Source organism: Bradyrhizobium cenepequi (assembly GCF_020329485.1).
Lineage (GTDB): Bacteria > Pseudomonadota > Alphaproteobacteria > Rhizobiales > Xanthobacteraceae > Bradyrhizobium > Bradyrhizobium cenepequi.
This window is the reverse complement of the sequence record NZ_JAGKJI010000154.1, coordinates 1-1,071: the sequence shown is the minus strand read 5'-3', so window position 1 is coordinate 1,071 and position 1,071 is coordinate 1. Positions and strand designations below refer to the sequence as shown.

Sequence of the window (1,071 nt, the reverse complement as noted above, 5' to 3'; positions counted from 1 at the left end):
GCGACGATGCTTTCCGCCAGATCTGCCAGCACCGGTTTGGCAAACAGCGTCGTCAGCGATAGCTGTACACCCAGCGCCTGCGACAGCCGGCTCAAGAATCGCACGGCAAGAAGCGAGTGGCCGCCCAGTTCGAAGAAGTTGTCGTGCCGTCCGACCCGCGCCAACCCCAGAAGCTCGGCCCAGATCGTCGCTAGCTGCGTCTCAATGGGCCCCTGCGGCGCCTCATAGGCGCGCCGCGCATAGGCCTCATCCTCCGGTGCCGGCAGCGCCTTGCGGTCCAGCTTGCCGTTCACCGTCAGCGGCAGCGCCGCAAGCCGCACAAACGCCGACGGCACCATGTACTCAGGCAACCGCGCACTTACATGCGTGCGCAAGGTGCCGGCGAGCTCGGCTCCATCCAACTCATCCGATTCCGCCTCGGACGCACACACCACATAGGCAACCAGCCGCGGCTCGCCGGCGCGATCCTCGCGCGCCACCACCACCGCATCGCGCACCCACTCATGCTCGCAAAGCCGCGCGGCGATCTCGCCGGGCTCGATCCGGAAGCCGCGGATCTTCACCTGGTCGTCGTTGCGACCCAAAAACGCCAGATTGCCGTCGGGCAGGTACCGCGCCAGGTCGCCGCTCCGGTACATCCGCGCCCCGACCTCGCCGCTGAACGGATCGGCTGGATGGAGGCGAGCTCGCCAGCATCTTGCGCACGCATGTAAGTGCGCGGTTGCCTGAGTACATGGTGCCGTCGGCGTTTGTGCGGCTTGCGGCGCTGCCGTTGACGGTGAACGGCAAGCTGGACCGCAAGGCGCTGCCGGCACCGGAGGATGAGGCCTATGCGCGGCGCGCCTATGAGGCGCCGCAGGGGCCCATTGAGACGCAGCTAGCGACGATCTGGGCCGAGCTTCTGGGGTTGGCGCGGGTCGGACGGCACGACAACTTCTTCGAACTGGGCGGCCACTCGCTTCTTGCCGTGCGATTCTTGAGCCGGCTGTCGCAGGCGCTGGGTGTACAGCTATCGCTGACGACGCTGTTTGCCAAACCGGTGCTGGCAGATCTGGCGGAAAGCATCGTCGC

Annotated in this window: 2 protein-coding genes; one reads left to right on the top strand and one right to left on the bottom strand. The window is 66.8% G+C overall.

Annotated features, from left to right (window positions below; translation table 11 throughout):
• Positions 1 to 638 (bottom strand): phosphopantetheine-binding protein (locus tag J6497_RS40630; RefSeq protein WP_312010468.1); only part of this gene is annotated, 638 nt, incomplete at its 3' end.
• Between the two features lie 98 nt (positions 639 to 736).
• On the opposite strand from J6497_RS40630, the gene J6497_RS40625 reads away from it, so the two are divergent.
• Positions 737 to 1,071 (top strand): phosphopantetheine-binding protein (locus J6497_RS40625; protein WP_225709743.1); only part of this gene is annotated, 335 nt, incomplete at its 3' end.